At 61.2% G+C, this 17,381-nt stretch carries 17 protein-coding genes and 2 tRNA genes; 11 read left to right on the forward strand and 8 right to left on the reverse strand.

Annotated elements, in window-relative coordinates:
- Window positions 1-6: 6 nt before the first annotated feature.
- Together AC1XDK_RS13990 and AC1XDK_RS13995 are read right to left on the reverse strand one after the other, a co-directional pair.
- Window positions 7-2,325 (reverse strand): DEAD/DEAH box helicase, encoded by a 2,319-nt coding sequence (locus AC1XDK_RS13990; protein WP_483350514.1) that lies wholly within the window; start codon window positions 2,323-2,325, stop codon window positions 7-9.
- A 95-nt stretch (window positions 2,326-2,420) separates the two neighbouring features.
- Complete coding sequence (locus tag AC1XDK_RS13995; protein ID WP_483350515.1) at window positions 2,421-2,762, reverse strand: DUF7344 domain-containing protein; 342 nt, start codon at window positions 2,760-2,762, stop codon at window positions 2,421-2,423.
- 291 nt (window positions 2,763-3,053) lie between these two features.
- On the opposite strand from AC1XDK_RS13995, the gene AC1XDK_RS14000 reads away from it, so the two are divergent.
- Both AC1XDK_RS14000 and AC1XDK_RS14005 read left to right on the forward strand, forming a co-directional pair.
- A complete protein-coding gene (locus AC1XDK_RS14000; RefSeq protein WP_483350516.1) occupies window positions 3,054-4,004 on the forward strand; it encodes a DUF7504 family protein in 951 nt (316 codons plus the stop codon).
- A gap of 124 nt (window positions 4,005-4,128) precedes the next feature.
- Window positions 4,129-6,162 carry a hypothetical protein gene (locus AC1XDK_RS14005; RefSeq protein ID WP_483350517.1) on the forward strand — a complete coding sequence of 678 codons (2,034 nt, stop codon included), beginning with the start codon at window positions 4,129-4,131 and terminating at the stop codon, window positions 6,160-6,162.
- Window positions 6,163-6,171: 9 nt separating this feature from the next.
- Here the strand turns inward: AC1XDK_RS14005 and AC1XDK_RS14010 are convergent, their stop codons facing one another.
- Window positions 6,172-6,306 (reverse strand): DUF7503 family protein, encoded by a 135-nt coding sequence (locus AC1XDK_RS14010; RefSeq protein WP_395282441.1) that lies wholly within the window; start codon window positions 6,304-6,306, stop codon window positions 6,172-6,174.
- A 294-nt stretch (window positions 6,307-6,600) separates the two neighbouring features.
- Between AC1XDK_RS14010 and AC1XDK_RS14015 the strand changes: the two genes are divergently transcribed.
- The 3 genes from AC1XDK_RS14015 to AC1XDK_RS14025 all read left to right on the forward strand — a co-directional run bounded on the left by AC1XDK_RS14015 (window position 6,601) and on the right by AC1XDK_RS14025 (window position 8,381).
- Complete coding sequence (locus tag AC1XDK_RS14015; RefSeq protein ID WP_483350518.1) at window positions 6,601-6,873, forward strand: hypothetical protein; 273 nt, start codon at window positions 6,601-6,603, stop codon at window positions 6,871-6,873.
- A gap of 62 nt (window positions 6,874-6,935) precedes the next feature.
- Complete coding sequence (locus AC1XDK_RS14020) at window positions 6,936-8,060, forward strand: pyridoxal phosphate-dependent aminotransferase (RefSeq protein WP_483350519.1); 1,125 nt, start codon at window positions 6,936-6,938, stop codon at window positions 8,058-8,060.
- Window positions 8,061-8,087: 27 nt separating this feature from the next.
- A complete protein-coding gene (locus AC1XDK_RS14025) occupies window positions 8,088-8,381 on the forward strand; it encodes a PRC-barrel domain-containing protein (protein ID WP_483350520.1) in 294 nt (97 codons plus the stop codon).
- Here AC1XDK_RS14025 and AC1XDK_RS14030 read toward each other — a convergent pair.
- Entirely contained in the window at window positions 8,378-9,823 is a 1,446-nt protein-coding gene (locus AC1XDK_RS14030) for an NAD-binding protein (protein WP_483350521.1), read from the reverse strand. The genes AC1XDK_RS14025 and AC1XDK_RS14030 overlap by 4 nt on opposite strands.
- 372 nt (window positions 9,824-10,195) lie before the next feature.
- Here AC1XDK_RS14030 and AC1XDK_RS14035 point away from each other — a divergent pair.
- Window positions 10,196-10,269: transfer RNA gene (locus tag AC1XDK_RS14035), tRNA-Lys, on the forward strand.
- A gap of 301 nt (window positions 10,270-10,570) precedes the next feature.
- Here the strand turns inward: AC1XDK_RS14035 and guaB are convergent.
- Window positions 10,571-12,064, reverse strand: a complete 1,494-nt coding sequence (guaB, locus tag AC1XDK_RS14040) for an IMP dehydrogenase (protein WP_483350522.1) — start codon at window positions 12,062-12,064, stop codon at window positions 10,571-10,573.
- A 260-nt stretch (window positions 12,065-12,324) separates the two neighbouring features.
- Here guaB and AC1XDK_RS14045 point away from each other — a divergent pair, with 260 nt between their 5' ends.
- From AC1XDK_RS14045 to AC1XDK_RS14065, 5 genes are all read left to right on the forward strand, one after another.
- Entirely contained in the window at window positions 12,325-12,525 is a 201-nt protein-coding gene (locus tag AC1XDK_RS14045) for a DUF8099 family protein (protein WP_483350523.1), read from the forward strand.
- A gap of 3 nt (window positions 12,526-12,528) precedes the next feature.
- Window positions 12,529-13,449: a DUF5794 domain-containing protein gene (locus tag AC1XDK_RS14050; RefSeq protein WP_483350524.1), complete on the forward strand. Its 921-nt coding sequence runs from the start codon at window positions 12,529-12,531 to the stop codon at window positions 13,447-13,449.
- 61 nt (window positions 13,450-13,510) lie between these two features.
- Window positions 13,511-13,735 carry a DUF5795 family protein gene (locus AC1XDK_RS14055; protein ID WP_231183481.1) on the forward strand — a complete coding sequence of 75 codons (225 nt, stop codon included), beginning with the start codon at window positions 13,511-13,513 and terminating at the stop codon, window positions 13,733-13,735.
- A 43-nt stretch (window positions 13,736-13,778) separates the two neighbouring features.
- A tRNA-Trp gene (locus AC1XDK_RS14060) sits at window positions 13,779-13,953 on the forward strand.
- A gap of 291 nt (window positions 13,954-14,244) precedes the next feature.
- Window positions 14,245-15,591: an LVIVD repeat-containing protein gene (locus AC1XDK_RS14065; protein ID WP_483350525.1), complete on the forward strand. Its 1,347-nt coding sequence runs from the start codon at window positions 14,245-14,247 to the stop codon at window positions 15,589-15,591.
- Between the two features lie 103 nt (window positions 15,592-15,694).
- Here the strand turns inward: AC1XDK_RS14065 and AC1XDK_RS14070 are convergent, their stop codons facing one another.
- From AC1XDK_RS14070 to ddfA, 3 genes are all read right to left on the reverse strand, one after another.
- Window positions 15,695-16,267, reverse strand: a complete 573-nt coding sequence (locus tag AC1XDK_RS14070; protein ID WP_483350526.1) for a metal-dependent hydrolase — start codon at window positions 16,265-16,267, stop codon at window positions 15,695-15,697.
- A gap of 239 nt (window positions 16,268-16,506) precedes the next feature.
- Window positions 16,507-16,818 carry a HalOD1 output domain-containing protein gene (locus tag AC1XDK_RS14075; RefSeq protein ID WP_483350527.1) on the reverse strand — a complete coding sequence of 104 codons (312 nt, stop codon included), beginning with the start codon at window positions 16,816-16,818 and terminating at the stop codon, window positions 16,507-16,509.
- Between the two features lie 153 nt (window positions 16,819-16,971).
- Window positions 16,972-17,286 (reverse strand): DdfA family disk-determining factor, encoded by a 315-nt coding sequence (ddfA, locus tag AC1XDK_RS14080; RefSeq protein ID WP_483350528.1) that lies wholly within the window; start codon window positions 17,284-17,286, stop codon window positions 16,972-16,974.
- Between the last annotated feature and the right edge of the window lie 95 nt (window positions 17,287-17,381).

The raw sequence follows: 17,381 nt of genomic DNA on the forward strand, positions 1-17,381 counted from the left end.
TGCGACTCACTCCGTGAGGTCGGAGAGGAGGTGTTCGGCGAGGCGTTTGTCGAGCGGGTCGTTCGCGTTGCCGCATTGTGGGGACTGTACGCAGGACGGACACCCTGACTCGCAGTCGCAGGCGCGAAGCATCTCCCGCGTGTTCGCCATGAGCGATTCGACGGTTTCGTATCCGTTGCGCGTCAGGCCGACGCCGCCGGGATAACCGTCGTAGATAAAAATCGTGCTCGTGCCCGTATGCGGATGCAGTGGCGTGGAGAGGCCGCCGATGTCGCCGCGGTCACAGAGGAGTTCGAGGGGAAAGAGCGAAATCATCCCGTGTTCGGCGGCGTGAATCGCGCCGTTGAAATCGCCGTCCATCGCCCGCAGTTCGCGTTCCACGTCGTCGGGAATCGTGAAGTAGAGCGCCTTGGTCCGAAGGGTGAGTTCCGGCAGGGAGAGCGATTCCTGTCCAAGCGTCTCGCCGCGTTTCGCGTCCCGGCGTTCGAACCCGATGATTCGCTTCCGCATGGTCACGTCGGCGAAGCGGACGACGCAGTCGTCGCGGGTCGAGAGCGCCTTTTCGGACAGGTCCTCCTCGACGGTGATTTCCTTGTCGGTCAGCGTTTTCGTGTGGTAGTCCGCCCACGTCGGGGAGAGTTCGGCCACGTCCCGCGACAGGTCGAGGTCGACCACCTCGTAGGACTGACCCTGCTGGTGATATATCGCGCCGGGATGGGCGTCGTTCAGCGCGTCGCTGAACGGGAGGGAAGCGATGACGTCGCCGCGCGACCCGTCGAGGAGGTCGATTTCGCGGTCGTCGATGGTGCGAAGGCTCATCTCGTGTTGAGGGCTTCCGTCGCCGTCGTACACCCAACGAACCCCGTCGCTCGTCTGTCGCCGTTCGAGTTCGCCCCGCGCTTCGAGTTCGGCGACGAGTCCGGGGAACGTCGGCCCGAAATACGTCTCGTCCTCTGGGGATAGCCACGTCTCCCGTGCGGCGGAGGTGACGTGCAATGGCAGCAACTCTTCGTTTTCCGGGTTGACGACCGCCCGCTCGGGGTCGCCCGAGAAGAACTCGTCCGGGTTCGCCATCAGGTACTGGTCCAACTGGTCCTCACCCGCAACGAGCGCGACGAGGCTGGGGTCCGTGCCGCGTCCCGCCCGCCCGGCCTGCTGGAACGCCGCCATGCGCGTGCCGGGATAGCCGTCGAGCAGGACGGCGTCGAGGCCGCCGATATCGACGCCGAGTTCCAGCGCGTTCGTACTCCACGCGCCGCGAACCTCCCCGGAGTGCAGGCCCGCTTCCAGTTCCCGGCGGCGGTCGTTTCGCAGGGCCGCCTGATACGCCGCGATGTCGTTGGCGAGCGAGCGCTCGCCGCGTCGCCTGAGTTCGTCCGCGCTCTCCATGGCATACCGTTCGGCGGCTTGCCGGGCGCGGGTGAAGGCCAACGTCTGGTAGTCGTTTCCCACGAGGTCGGCGAAGATTCGCTTCGTCTCGCCGTGGTTCGACTTCCGGCGTTTCGCGCCGCCGTGGCGGTCGTCCTCGTACTCCGGCGGGTTCCAGAGGAGCCAGTGGGTCGGACCGGTGCGACTGGTGTCCTCGTCCACGAGGGCGAAGGACGGTTCGGGCTGGCCGGTCACGGCGCTCGCGTGTCCGACGGGGTTGCCGATGGTCGCGGAACAGCAGACGAACTGCGGGGCGGAATCGAACCGGTCGCAGATTCGCGCGAGCCTGCGGAGGACGAGCGCGACGTGGCTGCCGAAGACGCCGCGATACTCGTGAACTTCGTCGACGACGACCGTCTCCAACCCCTTGAAAAACCAGTCCCACAGGCGATGGGCGTACGGGAGCAGGGCGTAGTGGAGCATGTCGGGCGTCGTGAGGACGACGGTCGGCCGTCGGTCGCGGACGGCCCGCTTTTCGTTCTTGTCGAGCCGTCCGGTGTACTGGGCCACCGAGACGCGACTGCCGAATCCCAAGTCGCGGGCGAGCTCGGAGAGCGTCTCCTCCTGGTCGTTGATGAGCGCGTTCTGCGGCGCGATGTAGAGGGTTCGGCCGCCGTGGTCCATGGCGCGTTCGAACGCGGGAATCGTGTACGCGAGGCTCTTCCCGCTCGCGGTTCGCGTGGCGATGACGGCGTTTTCCCCGCCGCGAATCGCTTCGACGGTCTCCGCTTGATGCCGGTAGAGTCGCTCGATGCCGCGCCCTTCGAGGGCCGATGCCAGCCGTGATTCGAGCGGGAGGTCACGAAATTCGCCGTCGTTCCCCGCAACCGTCTCGTGGCGGGCGATTTGCCCCTCGTAGTAGGGTCGCCCGCGAAGCCAGTCGATGGTGTCCTGCACTGTTCGAGGGTTGGGTTCGGGTGACCTAACCGGTTTCGTCCATGGCGGGGGTCAGGGAGGGGACTCACTACCCCGAGCAGGTGAAATCTCGGGAGCTACTCGTCGTCCGAGGGCAGTACCGACGGAATCGGTTCCACTACGTCCTCCCCGTACGACCACGAGATGATTCCGTAGTCGGCCAGTCGCGGCAGGTGTTCCTGTTCGAGTCGAAAGCGTAACCGCTCCTGTTCGGACTGCGTTACGTTCGTCACGGGCGTTTCGTTACATCGGCTCGCCACGTCCGCCGACACCCGCGAAATCGGCGTCTCGGTTTCCTGCTCGCTGAGGTACAGGACGAGGTGTCGTCGTTGTTCGTCCTTGAGCAGTTCGTAGACCCAATCCGACGTGGAAGTGAGTGACTCGGCACCGACCGTATCCAAGAATCGCAGCAACTCCATGAGTTCCCCCTCTCCGCGGTTCGACCTATCACCCATACCCGTTCTAGTACAGTGACGGGTATGAATCACCCGATGGTGGCGATATGTCTCGGCAATTGCCCGTCCTCCCCTCGTCACCTGTCGGCGAAAGCCGCCCTGTGGAGGATGACGATATCGTCATGAACAGTGATTTGAGTCGATATCCCCCCGAAATTCGAGTTATCATCGGGTGCCGTCTCGATACGGTTAGCTGATATAACGCAAAACGGGTACGAGGGCTTTTGGCCGTGCGGATGCTACCGCTACGAGACTATGGGCACGACGCAGGATGGTTCTACCTTGCCGTTCATGTGCGGCGTAGAGGAACCGACGCGGTTGCAATACGACTGGGGGAGCGAGGAGCCGTTGGGTACGTACATCGTCCAGCGGATGGCGGAACGGACGCAGGTTGACTCCACCGGCGTCCCTGAATCCCTGTACGGGTGCATCGACCCCGACGCGCTGGAGGACCTGTTCCGACCCCTCGTCGACGGAACCCCCCGGCGGAACGGTGAAGTGACGTTCACGTTCGCGGGCCACTACGTCACCGCGAGCAGCGACGGAACGATAGAAATCGAGTCCGAACTCGGGCGATTGAAGCGAACCGGCGGAAATCTACTGCTCACCGGCGACGTTCCGGCGGACGTTTTCGAGGAATTGAGCGTGCAGTTCTTGGGCGAACCGGACTACGGAAGAACGCATCTGTTCGCACTTTACGGGCGTGATACGAACGTGGTCCGGACGCGCCTCGACCGGGCGAACGCGAACCTCGACAACGCACGGGTCCTCTCCCACGAAGCAGCGGTGCGGTCTGCGACGGACGTACGAACGGGGAACCAACCGACCCGACCGTCCGTATCGCCGGTCGTGGGGTCGCTCGACGACTTCCAAACCGAGATTCTGGACGAGATATTCGAACTCCAGTATCAGCGAAAGGGGTTCGACCCGGGGCAGTTACGGTTCTGTTTGGATTCGTTACAGTTCCTTTCGGACGAGGAAGAAGCGGACGCCGTGGAGGAATTCGTGCGAAACGTTACGGAAACCGTCGAGGAGGTGGCCGGACTAGGCCAGTACATCTTCCCGGGAGCATATGACTCCGCTCAGGTCCAAGCTGTCGAACCGCTGTTCGACGTGACCATCGAGATGAAAATCGACGAGGGCGGGCCGACGCAGCGATGGCACCTTCACGACACGGAATACACGACCACGTGGTTCCCGCTCTAACGATTCCCACGCTCGGTCCCCGACCGACTTGTCTCACCGCGATGGGTGTGGAACGCCACTCGACAAGCCAGCCCACAGAATTGAAATGAAGCCGATATTTCGATCCAATACCGAGTTCGACGGGGTGACCGTCGTCGACCCGATTCATCGACGGCAGTTCCCGATTCGAACGTCGGGCCCCGTCGACCCCCGTCCGACCGACGTCGACCAGTTCTACTTTCCGGTCGATAGCGCGGTCGAGTTCGCGACGGATACGGTCGTGTTACCCTACGTCGTCATCACTCACGTTCGCAGTGTAGACGGGACCTTCCTGTCGAAAGCGGAGGATTTTTCGTACGAACAGTTTCCCGAGGGGAAATATCTCCTCGAACTGAACGCACCCATCCGAATTTACCTGCGCGTTAGCGGCGAGATGACTCTCGCTTCGTCGGCGGAGCACATGGCGTTCGACTTCGACACGAAAACGCGGGTTCGGATGGGCGCGCGCTCGTACCACGAACAGCCGGAAGCGACGGTGACGACGACTTCGTCGCCACGTGACGTGATGGCCGCCGTCTCGACGTTCGGGTCGGCACTGAAGACGCTGAGTTGTGAGCGGTCTCTTCCGTCGCTCAGGGGGCATCCCCCTCGAATCGAACTGGGGGACGAACTGTACGTCCCCGACGAAATCGCAGCGCCGGAAACGGGGGTTCGAATCGAGGTCCCGCCCGAACTGCCGAAGATATACTCGGCCAGTACCCTCGCGTACTATCTCGGCGCGACCGTGGTTCCGGGCGACGACCCGAGGCTCGTGACGGACCGCGGATTCGTCCATTCGCTGAACCATCCCGAACGGGGATACGAGGGCGAAATCGAACGGATACTCCTCCAATCGTTGCTGTTCGACTGTGTGACGCGAACGGAAGGGTTGTACCAGATACCGCTCCACGAGCGAGATGCAATCGAACCCCACCTCGACATCCCGCTCGACGAGTTGTACGAACTGGACCTCGCGGAGCGGGTGGAAACGTATCTCGATGTCCCCTTCGACGACGTTCGGGAGCACGTCCCGACGTGGCTGTTGTCGACGACGGTCACGGACGAAATCGCCAACGTTCGGGCACTTCCGTATTTAGCGAACAACCTCTCGCTCGTCACGACGCCGAGGGAGCACAACCGTCACGAACCGGCACCGGAGACACCGGCACCCATCGACAGTTTTCTGCGTGGAGCGGAGGCACGAAGAGGTGAACGACACGCGGAGCCCGACCCGTACGTCGCGCCGACCATGACGAACTCGCTGGAACACGCGTGGCTCGGTCGGGGAATGCCTATCGGCGCGAACAAACTGCTCGAACGCGCGTTCGAAAACAGGTTGGAGCGCTCATCTTCGACGGAGGGTATCGACATCACGGTGGTGTGTAACGAATCGGAGATGAGTCCCGAGTACGACGCCGGTGACGCGCTCTACGGGAAGCGGGACGAACTCGCGTTCGATATCGACGTTCACCGGAACCTCTCGGTGGACGAACTTGCGTCGGTCCTCACCACACCCACCGACTTCCTTCACTACATCGGGCACATCGAGGACGGGAATTTCATCTGTCGGGACGGGAAACTCGACGTCGAATCCATCGACGATGTCGCTGTCGACACCTTCCTGTTGAACGGGTGTCGGTCGTACGAACAGGGAATCGCACTCATCGACTCGGGAAGCATCGGCGGCGTCGTCACCTACAGCGAAATCACGAACAAGAGCGCGATTGAGATCGGCCGAACCATCGCTCGACTCCTGAACAGGGGATTCTCCCTTCGGTCCGCTCTGACCGTCGTTCGGGACCAACAGATGGTCGGCAATCAGTACATCGTCGTCGGTGACGGCAGCATCGAAATCGCCCAGAGCGAAAGCGGAACGCCGTTCGTCTGTCACTTGGAGCGGGAAGATAGCGGACGCTACGAATTGCGGATAACGACGTATCCGACGGTCGAATCCGGGATGGGTGCCCTGTTTACCCCGTTCATCAGCGACATCGAGACGTACTTCCTGAGCGGTGGAGAAGTGAGTACGTTCTCGGTGGACGAGGAGACGTTAGTTCGATTCCTTCGCCTCGAACAGATTCCGGTAATCGTCGATGGCGAGCTCTCGTGGTCGACCGAAGTAAATCCGGGACTGCTGTAAAAACGCCGGTTATCGAATCGTTCCGCCCGCCGCCGCCGCTACGTTACCCGTCTGGGTGAGCAGTAGGCAGATAGCGAACAGCACGCCGATCATTCGTGGGTTCTCTTCGAGGTACGTCGACAACGTGTCATTACTTTCGGACATCGCATCCGTTCCGTGGTACCGGTCGAGAATAGCTTTTTCTAAATGATAATTAGAGGAAATAAATTAGAATATCTCTTTTTCCCCCAAGAGAAAGCAGACGGTATGGGGGCGTTACCTCCTGAGTGGTCCCCGAACGGGCGGGTTATTCGCATCAACGTGTCGTTCCCGAGGAAGTACATCGGTCAATGTGGGCTATCCCCTTGAGTAATCACCGGTTACGAGCCTGTTTGCCACCGTCTACCGTTCGAGTCGACGGCGTTCGAGGCATGCCAGTGCGAGGAGACGCCGTTCGCGTTGGTGTTCGCTGAGCGCGCGGAAGGACAGGTGTACGTCGGGCGGGACGCGGCCCGCGAACTCTGTGAGCGGGCCGGAATGCCGACGCTGGTCGGCGATGTCGTCGGCGATAACTACGAATCCATCGCGGACGCCATTCGAACGGTTACGGGGGTCACGGCGGACCCGGACCCGTACCACGGCGTCTATCCGATGGCTGAAACGGCCCGCGAGCGGTTCGAATCGCTCGCCGCGAACGCGGGGTCGATGCCGCTCGCGATGTCCAACGACTGAGCCGTTCGACGCACTTTGCACCCTTCCCGAACGTTAAACGTCTCGTTCTCGTAGCCTCCCTCATGTTCTCAACTATCGACTATCTCGATTGGATTACCGGACGGCCCGACGCCGCGACTCACGACCTCGGGTCGAGCGACCTTCGCCGGGCTATCCCGGAACCCGACGCCATCGTCCCACCGGAACTCGACGGCCTGCCGTCCCCGCCGGACGACCTCGACCTCGAAACCATCATCGCCGACGCATACGACGTGGGAACGGAGAACGTGCTCGTCACTGCCGGAGCGACGCACGCGAACTTCGTCGCCATGGCCGCCGCAATCGGAGCGGTGGAATCGAACGAAGAGGACGCCGACGACGCCGGTACGCCTCGCGTGTTAGTGGAAAAACCCGGCTACGAACCGCTGCTTGCGACGCCCGACGGACTCGGTGCCACCGTGGACCGGTTCCGACGGCCGGAAGAAGCGGGCTACGAACTCGACCCGACACGAATCGAGGGGGCGCTGAGCGACGAAACGTGCTGCGTGGTCGTGACGAATCGCCACAACCCGACCGGGAGCAGAGCGAGTCGCGGGACGCTCGCCGAAGTCAGTCGCATCGCCGCCGACAACGACGCGACCCTCCTCGTGGACGAGGTGTACGCGCCCTTCTGTACGGACGATGAAGCCAGCGTGTTCGGCGGTCCGACCGCCGTGAACCTCCCGAACACCGTCATCACCAACTCGATGACCAAGTTCCTCGGATTCGGACCGGTTCGGGTGGGATGGTTGGTCGCCGATGCGGAGTTCGTCTCACGCGCGCGGTCGGTCATGTTCCACGTCCCGGCGATTTCGGGTCCCGCCGTGGCCTTGGCCCGCCGTGCGCTGTACGCCGAGTCGGACCTCGCCGACGGGTCGCGCGACCGAATCGAGGCGAACCGTGACCTCCTCGCGGAGTTCGTCGCCGAACGCGACGACCTCTCGGGGTCCATCGCCTCGGGATGTACCTACGGCTTTTTCTCCCACGAGTCGGCCGACGGCGACGAAATCTCGAAGGCTGCGTGGGAGGAAGGTATCCTCGTCGTTCCGGGACGATTCTTCGACGACGACGAGCGATTCCGCCTGAGTTTAGGTCTCGACACCGAGACTGTTCGAGAGGGATTGGACGCGTTCGGAACTGTCCTCGATTCGGTATCTGCCAAGAGTTAAGGCCCGCGCATACTATCACTCGTGCATATGGACGGAAGCCCAGCGGAAATTACAACACTCGTCGGTCGCGAGGTTTACTCCAACAACGGTGTCTTCGTCGGCGAAGTAGACGATCTCCGACTCGATTTGAACGAAATCGCCGTGACGGGCCTCGCGCTCGGCGGTATCAACGACGAACTGTTCGGCAACCGAATCTCGGCGGGACGCGGCGTCATCATCCCCTATCGGTGGGTTCGTGCTGTCGGCGACGTCATCCTCGTCAACGACGTGGTGGAACGACTGAAGCAATCGGAAGAGGCCGAAGAAGAAGCGGCCGTCTAGTTTCCGTTCGTTTCTCCATCGACGCCCATCGCGTCGAACAGTTTCTTCTTGACGGCTTCCTCGGTGAGCGACAGGAGCGTATCGCGGTTGTCCTCGTTCGTCTCGATGCCCGTGAAGATGCCGAGCGGGATTTCGGCGCTGGCCTGCGTGGAGTGGCCCGCCGCCTCGCCGATGGTGTCGAAGGCGTCCTGCAGGACGTTGCCGATGTTCATCCTGATGTCCTTCGAGCGAGCGGCGAGATAGATGGTGTCGTCGGCGATGCCGAAGACGGCCGACGTCGTGATGCCTTCGAGGTTGAGCAGGTGTTGTGCCGCCTGTGTCAACGCGTCGCGGTCACGGATGAAGCCCGCGTTGCTGACGAGGTGGCTGCCCTGCACTTCCCGGTTCGTGATGGCCTCCGCGAGCACGTCCAACGTCTCGGGCGACATCGACGGCGATTCGACCTGTTCGAGCGTGTCGTGATTGGCGAACGGGTACAGGTAGGCCGCCGCGGTGAGGTCAGCGGGCGTCGTGTCGCGCTTGAAGTCGAGGGTTTCCGCGCGGATTCCGTACAGGAGCGCCGTGGCGACTTCTTCGCTCAGGTTGATGTCGAACTCCTGTACGTACTTCGTCATGATGGTCGAGGTGGAGCTGACGTTCGGTCGAACGTCCGAAAACCCGGCCTCGTACTCCGAATCCGGTTCGTAGTGGTCGATGAGGATGTCGACCGGATGGTCGAGTTCCGGTTGTGTCGCCCGCATGTGGTCCACGAGCGCGAACGTGTCGTACGTCTCGATGTCCACCTCGTCGCGCTGGAGGAGTTCGATACCGAGCAGGTTGACGAACGCGCGGTTCTCCTGATGACCGATTTCCCCGTGATAGAGGATGTCCGCTTCGATGCCGAGGCTTTCCGCGATGGTCTGGAGCGCGGCGGCGCTGGCGATGGAGTCGGGGTCCGGATTATCGTGGGTGAGAACGGCGAGTTTGCCCGTCGTGTCCTCGATGACGCCGGACAGTTGCCGGGCCTTGTACTCCAACTCGCCCGCTTCGAGCGAGCGAAGCGCGGAGTTCGCGATGACGGTCGAGGGGTTGATGACCACGTCCGCTCCCATCTCGGTGAGTTCGTCCGCCGACACCGGGTCGCTCGCTCGGACGACGGTGAACCGCTCGCCGCCACAGGCCTGTAGGTTCGAGACGGCTTCCTTGTTCGCCGCGACGTCCGAGGAGAGGATGAGGACGACGTCCCGGTCGGTGACTTCGTTTGCCACCGATTCCTCCCGGATGTCGCCCCCCTGTGCGTTCAAGTCCTGATCACGGAGCGCCTCAACGCGGTCGCTGTCCCGGTCGACGATGAGAACTTCCTTCCCTTGTGCGACGAGTTCCTCGGCGACAGCGTAGCCGACGCTCCCACAACCGAGAATTGCGTACGTAGACATCGAAGAGATAGTTATCCCGGCGCTCATTACTACTGGGGCGTTACCCCGGCCGGTACTTAATCCTCCCGGAGCGACGCTGAAACCAGCCCAACGGACCGTTTTACTCACGTAAACATAGACTCATATTCGCGCCAAAGAATTTCAAAAAGAACACCACTACGGGTCGATGTGGGTTTCAAACGTCCGCGGAGTGAACGAGTAGCCCACGCCCTTCTTCGACTACTCCGGTCACGGGAGAATACGCGAATTGTGATAAATAATTGATGTTTGTGCGGTTTTTCGAAGGAGAATGCGCCCGTTTTCGCCCCGGATTTTCGCTCTCATTTCCCGACAAACCGGCTGACCGCAATCCGAAAGGAAACGTATTTACGTCACACCCGACTTTTTCAGAATGCGTTGGGGCCGGTAGCTCAGTTAGGCAGAGCGTCTGACTCTTAATCAGACGGTCGCGTGTTCAAATCGCGCCCGGCCCGTACAACCTTTTGCTGCACTCACGAACTGCGAGCCATCGGGTCGCAGTTCGTTCCCTGGCAAAACGTTGATGAAAAGCACCACGTCACCCCCACTTCCGTCGCTCCTTTCAGTCGCTCCGTCGGGGGTTCCTCGGCCCGCTCGCTTTACGAGGCGCTCCGCACCTCGCTTCGCTCGCGGTGAATCGCTTCGTTCGGGTTCTCCGAACCGCTCACTTGCGAACGCTAGCCAGTTTGGAATCTATGGATACAGAAACTTGTGGAAAAATATCGGTTGATGACCACTCACAGAGGCTAAACGCGATTACTCGCCGGGGCTGTAGTTCGGCGCTTCGTCGGTAATCATCACGTCGTGGGCGTGGCTCTCCTGTTGTCCGGCGGACGAGATGCGGACGAACTCGGAGCGTTCCTTGAAGGACGGAATCGTCTCCGCACCGACGTAGCCCATACCGGACTGCATGCCGCCGACGAGTTGGTGGAGTTCGCTTTCGAGGGTTCCCTTGTACGGCTTGGCCGCCTCGACACCTTCGGGGACGTACTCGTCTTCTTCCTGCGGGTCGTCTTTCAGGTAGCGGCTTCCGTCGCCGCTCTTCATCGCGCCGACGCTGCCCATGCCGCGGTACTGCTTGTACTTTTTGCCCTCGATGGTGATGACGCGGCCCGGAGCTTCGTCGGTGCCCGCGAAGTACGACCCGAGCATTACCGCGTCGGCACCCGCCGCGATGGACTTGATGGCGTCGCCGGAGTAGCGAATGCCACCGTCCGCGATGACGGGAACGTCGTGTTGGATCGCCACGTCAGCTACCTGCGAGATGGCGGTGATTTGAGGCATACCGGACCCGCTGACGACGCGAGTCGTACAGATGCTTCCGGGGCCGATACCGACCTTCAGGCCGTCGGCGAAGTCCACGATGTCTTCGGCCGCTTCCTCCGTCCCGATGTTTCCGACGACGACGTCGGCATCGACCGACTCTTTGATTTCGCGCGCGCCCTCGATGACGTTCAGGTTGTGCGCGTGTGCGCAGTCGATGAAAAGCACGTCGGCACCCGCCTCGTCGGCGGCGATTGCACGGTCGGTTTCGAACGGTCCGACGGCGGCCCCGACGCGGAGGTGACCGTCGTCGTCGCGGACCGCCTCGCCGTACTCACGGCGCTGGAGGACACCCTGCATGGTGACGAGGCCGGTGAGGTGGTTCTCGTTGTCCACGATGGGGACGCGCTCGATTTTGTGTTCGTACATCAGTTCGAGCGCCTCGCGGGCGGTTACCTCTTCCGTCGCGGTGATGACCTCGTCCGTCATCGCCTCCTGCACTTCGTCCTTCTCGCCGACTTCGAGGTACGGGCGGATGTCGGTGCCGGAGATGATGCCGAGAACTTCGTCGTCGTCGTCAACGACGGGTGCGCCGCTGACGCCGTTCCGTGCCATCATCGTGTCCACCTCTCGAACGGTCTGTTCGGGACTCGCGGTTACGACGTCGCGGATGATGAGTTCGTCCGCGTGTTTGACGCGTTCGATCTCTTCGACCATCGCCTCGACGTCCATGTTTCGATGGAGAACACCTAATCCACCCTGTCGTGCCATCCCGATCGCCATCTCGCTCTCGGTGACGGTGTCCATCGCTGCGGACAGGACCGGCACGTTAAGTTCGACGTTCTTCGAGACGCGAGATTTCACGTCGGCGTCGTCCGGTTCGACGCGGCTCTCCTTCGGACGCAGAAGTACGTCGTCGAAGGTAAGTGCCTCAGGTACCCGGAGTTTCTCGGAAAACGGCCCGTCGTTGTGAGAATCGTTCGCCATGTAATCCGAACGAAGCGGCCACTGAAAAACGTTGCGAGATTGTGCTTGACTGACGTGGTAATCGTTGGATTGTATACACACATGTGCGTATTCTTCCGGTTGCTACCGAAAGAGGTAAATATTGCCACTGAGAGACAGTCAGTGAACGGCTCTATTCGGCGAAGAACAGCAAGTATGTTTCCGGTTTTCACATCCATTTCACGTCGTATGGGGTCATCTCTCACGCAACACTTAAGCAATAATCGACAATATTCGTAGGTATGGACTCTACCAGTCTCATGGCACAGCGTATTGCAGGTCGGACGAGCGGCGACTCTTTCGCTCCGATTGCAATTTTTGCAAAACTGTGCACAACACTGGTAGGAAACGGATTTGCGGGGAATCTTCGACCGAAGGTAGGACGTCGGTCGCACCGCAGATACCATCACCCTTCGCCCACGGGTCAGGGTTATAGTCACTAGTCGATGAGCAGTTCACAACACCCAGTCGCCTACCGCTTAGAGCGACAAGTAGGCGGCGCAACGAAGCTGCTCGCGACCGTCATGGGGCTTCCCCTCGTGGACGGCATCTTCCCGGCAATGGTTCTCGCCGGAGCGTTGAGTTCCCCGGTCGGAATCATCCAAGTCGGCCTGCTCGTCTTCGGTGGCAGCGCAACCGTGGCAGTCATCCTCGCCGAGATGGACGGGACGCCCGTCGAACAGGCGACGACCGTTCTCGCGGTCGGCGTCGGTATCATCGCGCTCGCGGCGGTGGAAGCCGCGTTCGCACCGACCATCGAGAGCGCGCTGAACATGGGGATATTCGAGCGCTTCGCCGCGCTGGTCATCGCCGCCATCGCCGCGAAGACCGCGAGTGCCCGCATCGGAGAGTATCTTCCCAGCCCCGGAATCATCATCGGACTGGGGATGCTCGCCAGCCTGCAACCGTCCGGCTTCGAACTGAAGACGACGATAGACGCCGCCCACGTCCTCCCCGCCGTCGCGGCGGCCGGGACCGGCGTCGGATTCGCGCTCGTCGTCGCCCTCACCGCGCCGTGGCTCCGCGGTGTCGTCGACATCGACCGCTTCCGCTTCGGCAGCGCGGTCGCTCTGGGTGTCCTGCCCCTGTCGATACTCAAGCTCGCGCCGGGCCGCGCACCGTTGGCCGTCCTCGCGGTCACGTGCCTGCTGGCGCTCGAACCCGGCGACCACGTGGAATCGGCCGTCGAAGCGGCCGAACAGTCCGTAGCCGAACCGGAATCCGTCGAAGAGTCCCAGTCCGCCAACAGCACCACCGCTGTGACGGACGGCGGCGAGAACGCCGACCTCACCGAGGGTGAGGACTCCTCGGCCGCCTACGGCTACCCCGGCGAGGAGGACGGCGACGAACGCCGTCCGTGGCTGTAAGGTCGGTTCACTTCGACTCGCGGCTGTAACGTTTTTCCCTTCTCCTCTCCGTGGTTTTCATATGCCGGACAATCGCGTCGTGCAAGGACGGATGGTGACGCCGAAGCGACTGGCGGAACTGATAGAGGACGACACTGTGATGGAAGCCGACCGAATCGAGGACGCGGAGCGCGAGTGCCCCGACTGCGGCGGCGATGTACTCAAAGTCGGGTACATGCCGAGCGTGACTGCCTTCGTCACGGGTTATAAATGCCAAGACTGCGAATGGGGGACGCGAGAGGAGTAGAAATCGAAACCCCTTTAGGTCGTTTCGACCAATCACAGTTCGCGGGGTCGTGGCCAAGCCAGGGATGGCGACTGACTCCAGAGGCTACGCGCCCGGGACGAAACTCCAGCTGATATACCGAGCGAGTGACTGATCATCGCTCGCGTTGACGACCCTCTGGAGTTCCGAGGCGCACCGGAGATATCAGTCGATCGGGGGTTCAAATCCCTCCGACCCCATTCTTATTTCGACGTAAAACGACAAGCGGAGCACGGATGTAAGCGAGCAGGAACACCTCACCGTAGTCCACAATCACCAATCCCACTCTTATTTCGACGCCAACGATTCCACGAACGACGCTTGGCGACGTTCATGCTAGCGTGAACGCCAAATCATCGGGAAGAGGATTCGAACGGGAAAGGAAAGCCCGGTCAAAAGTCAGTCATCGACGGTGACCGCGTCCGGGTTCGTTTTCGCTTCAGACTGCCCATAACAAAGGACGCGGTTGTCGTCGTCTCGAGTGACTCACGATGATACCAACGGACGATTCATGGACGCGCCGTCGGATGCTTCGGCAGGTCGGTGCGCTGCTTACGGGGTCGTCACTTGCCGGATGCACCCAAGTGAGGGACGAACTTCGGGAGCGCCAGCCCACCCCGACGACTTCGTCGACGGACCACGACCGACCGGTCGACGCCAATAACGTATCGCTGCGGAAACTGGGCCAAACGCGCCTCTCGGCAGATCCTCCTCCCGGCGGTGGCTTTTCGGAGGTGTCCGTCCGGGAGGACGGTAAGTACACCGTCGTCGGCACCAAGTGGGGGACAAGCGGGACCTTTCTCGTCGATCTCGACGACAGAAGCGCGCCGAAGCGGGTACACTATTTGGGTAACTCGGACGACGCACCGAATCTGGACGTGAAGTTCGACGCCCGAGACGGGTTGTACCACCGGGCGATTGAGAAGACGTGGCCGGGAAACTTCGAAATCGTCGATTACGGTTACTCCGCCGGAACGCCGACGAATCCGACCGTCGTCAGTACCGTCTCGGACGGAAAGTCCCACAACGTGAAACCGCACCCTACGGAACCGGTTGTTTACACGATGAACTACGGGCTGAAAACAAACGGGTTCGACGTGTACGACGTTTCGGACCCGACGTCTCCCCGGAAAATCGGCTCGCACGGTCCGCAGGGAGCGGGTCACGACATCAACGTGGATTTGAAACGGGAACTGCTCTGTTGTGCGTACCAGTCGGGACAGTTCGTCGGATTTATCATCTACGACGTGAGCGAACCACAGCATCCGGAGGAAATCGGGCGCTTCGACTACGAGAAACGAAAGCCGTACGACGACGCACAGCTCGGCGAGGAGGCATTCGGGGCCGCACACCACGGTCATTTCGACCCGGAGCGCGAGTTGCTCGTGTTCGGCGACGAACGCCCGCAGGGAATTCCGGGCGGAAAACACGTCTTCGACATCGGGTGGAAGGACGGTTCGCCGGAAAACCCGATACCGGTCGGATTTACCGTCTCGCCAAACGCGCAGCACATGAACGGCGACTACGCCAACCGATTCGATTGGACGGGCCACCACTTCGACATCGTTTCCGGCAAAGAGGCGACGCTCGTGGTTAGCGCGGATTGGCACGACGGGGCCGTACTGTATGACATCACCGACCCGAAGAATCCGCACCCCGTGGACCGGTATCCCACCGACGACGGCGTGAACGACATTTCACTGAACGACGAAGTCAAACAACTCGGGTCGCCGCCGATGGCGTGGAAGGCCGTTTACAACGACACACGAAACCTCGTCGTCGTGAGCGATGTCTTCACGGGCCTCTACACGTTCGAACTGACGCCACCGTTGAAATAATTGGTCCGTCGGCCGTGGCAGTCTTCCGGAGTGCGTTCCTACGGCCGAAACGAGGTTCGAAAGTGCGTCGGTAAGACGTCCCCTCTCTTTCGGTCGGCGGGAGTTATCGCCCGACCACGGCATTTTTCAGTTCCGCGACGACCGGCGCGCCGTCTACGAGCCAGAGGAGGAACACACAGAAGTACGGCGCGAGGTAAATGCCGATTATCATCAGCTGTTTTTCCGTCGAGAGCGAGTGGAAGAACGTACCGATGATGTGGAACGCGCGTTCGAACAGCGACACTTCGTGGCCGTATGGCGGGAGGGTCACGACGGGCCACAGCACGCGGTCGAACGGAGATTCGTGGTGTTCCATCATGGCCATGAGGATGTCGCCGACGAGGTGTGACCAGTAGCCGACAGCGAAGGCGGCAGCGACGGCGGTGCGGTTTCTGTACAAGCCGATGACGAGTACAGACAGTCCGACCGGAATCGCCACGAACACCGAGTGGGCGACGGAGTAGCCCTGGGGGAATAGGTGAAGTCCCCACGAGAGGGGTTTGTCGACGAGGTCGGGCAACTGGGTCCCGAAGAGGAGGGCGAGCACTGCCTGTGCGGACGGCGGGGCGCGCGTCCACACGCGGTGGCCGAGCGAGTACAGGGTGTACCCGAACGCCGCGTGTCCCCACGGCATCATGGGGTTCTCACCGCCTGACGGGAACGGACACGACGGAACGGCCGAGACGAACCGGACGTTCGTCTCGACTCCCTGTCTGGATATCTCATCACTCTGTAGGTAGTAAGTCGAGGGTTAAAAAGTTCGGAGAACTAGTCGTCCGTTCATCGAACTGCCGCGAACCGGGGAGATACTGACGTATCAGGGAGAACGCGATGGCCGTCGCTGTCAGGAGTTGAACCGAGTGAAATGGGGGCCGCCTACTCTTTCACGACGACTTTACCGTTCGCGTCGACGGTCACTTCGTACACGTCGTAGTGGAAGGTGATGGAGACGTTATCCCGGGCGTCTCCGTAACGTCGGGTTCGGAACAGCGCGTCGATGGCGTCGCAGTTGACGACGGCGTGAAGCGGCTGCATCCGGTTCGGTTCCGCGTCCATGACTGTTGCGAGGGCGCGGACGAGACCGGCGCAGGTGTGTCCGTTCGCCATCTCGCGTTCGATGTTGAAGACGTAGGTCGAAGACGTTTCGGCAGGGTTGTCGTCGCTAACGTCCTCTATCTCGATCTCCATACGATCATCACTGGGTGAATTGACCACAGGTATACTACTTCACTCTCAGAGGTGAGGCGGTAATATAGCTATCGGCGGTTTTCGAAATGGAAAACGGTTAGCGACTGTCATATCGAACCGTTGGAGGGTCGCGTTGTGGGACGGCTGTCGGTGTCAGTTGTCTCCCGACGCTGTTTCGGATGTCGAGGAGAGGGATTGGGAATCTCGAACGCGCTCGATATCGATTCGTCCATCGCTGTGGACTGTCACTTTGTGGTGACCGTACTGGAACTCGACGTTCCCGTCCGCTCTGGCCTCCCCGCGGTGCGTCGCGGAGAAGAGCGAGTCGAGCGCATCAGGGTCGATGATATCGTACAGTACGGGCCTGATTTCCGTGGGGGTTGTCCCCTCGTGTTCGGCAATAGCATTGATTACCCGGATACTCAGTCGGTCATCGGCATTCGAACGTCCTTCGTCGGGCGCGACCATCGTACGAACCGCTACCACATATCGGTGCATAAACATAGCGAAATAGTATGTAGATGCCCTGAAAAACGTATTAATCGCTTGTGGCTGTAAAAACT

Source organism: Haladaptatus sp. HS23, from assembly GCF_056892285.1.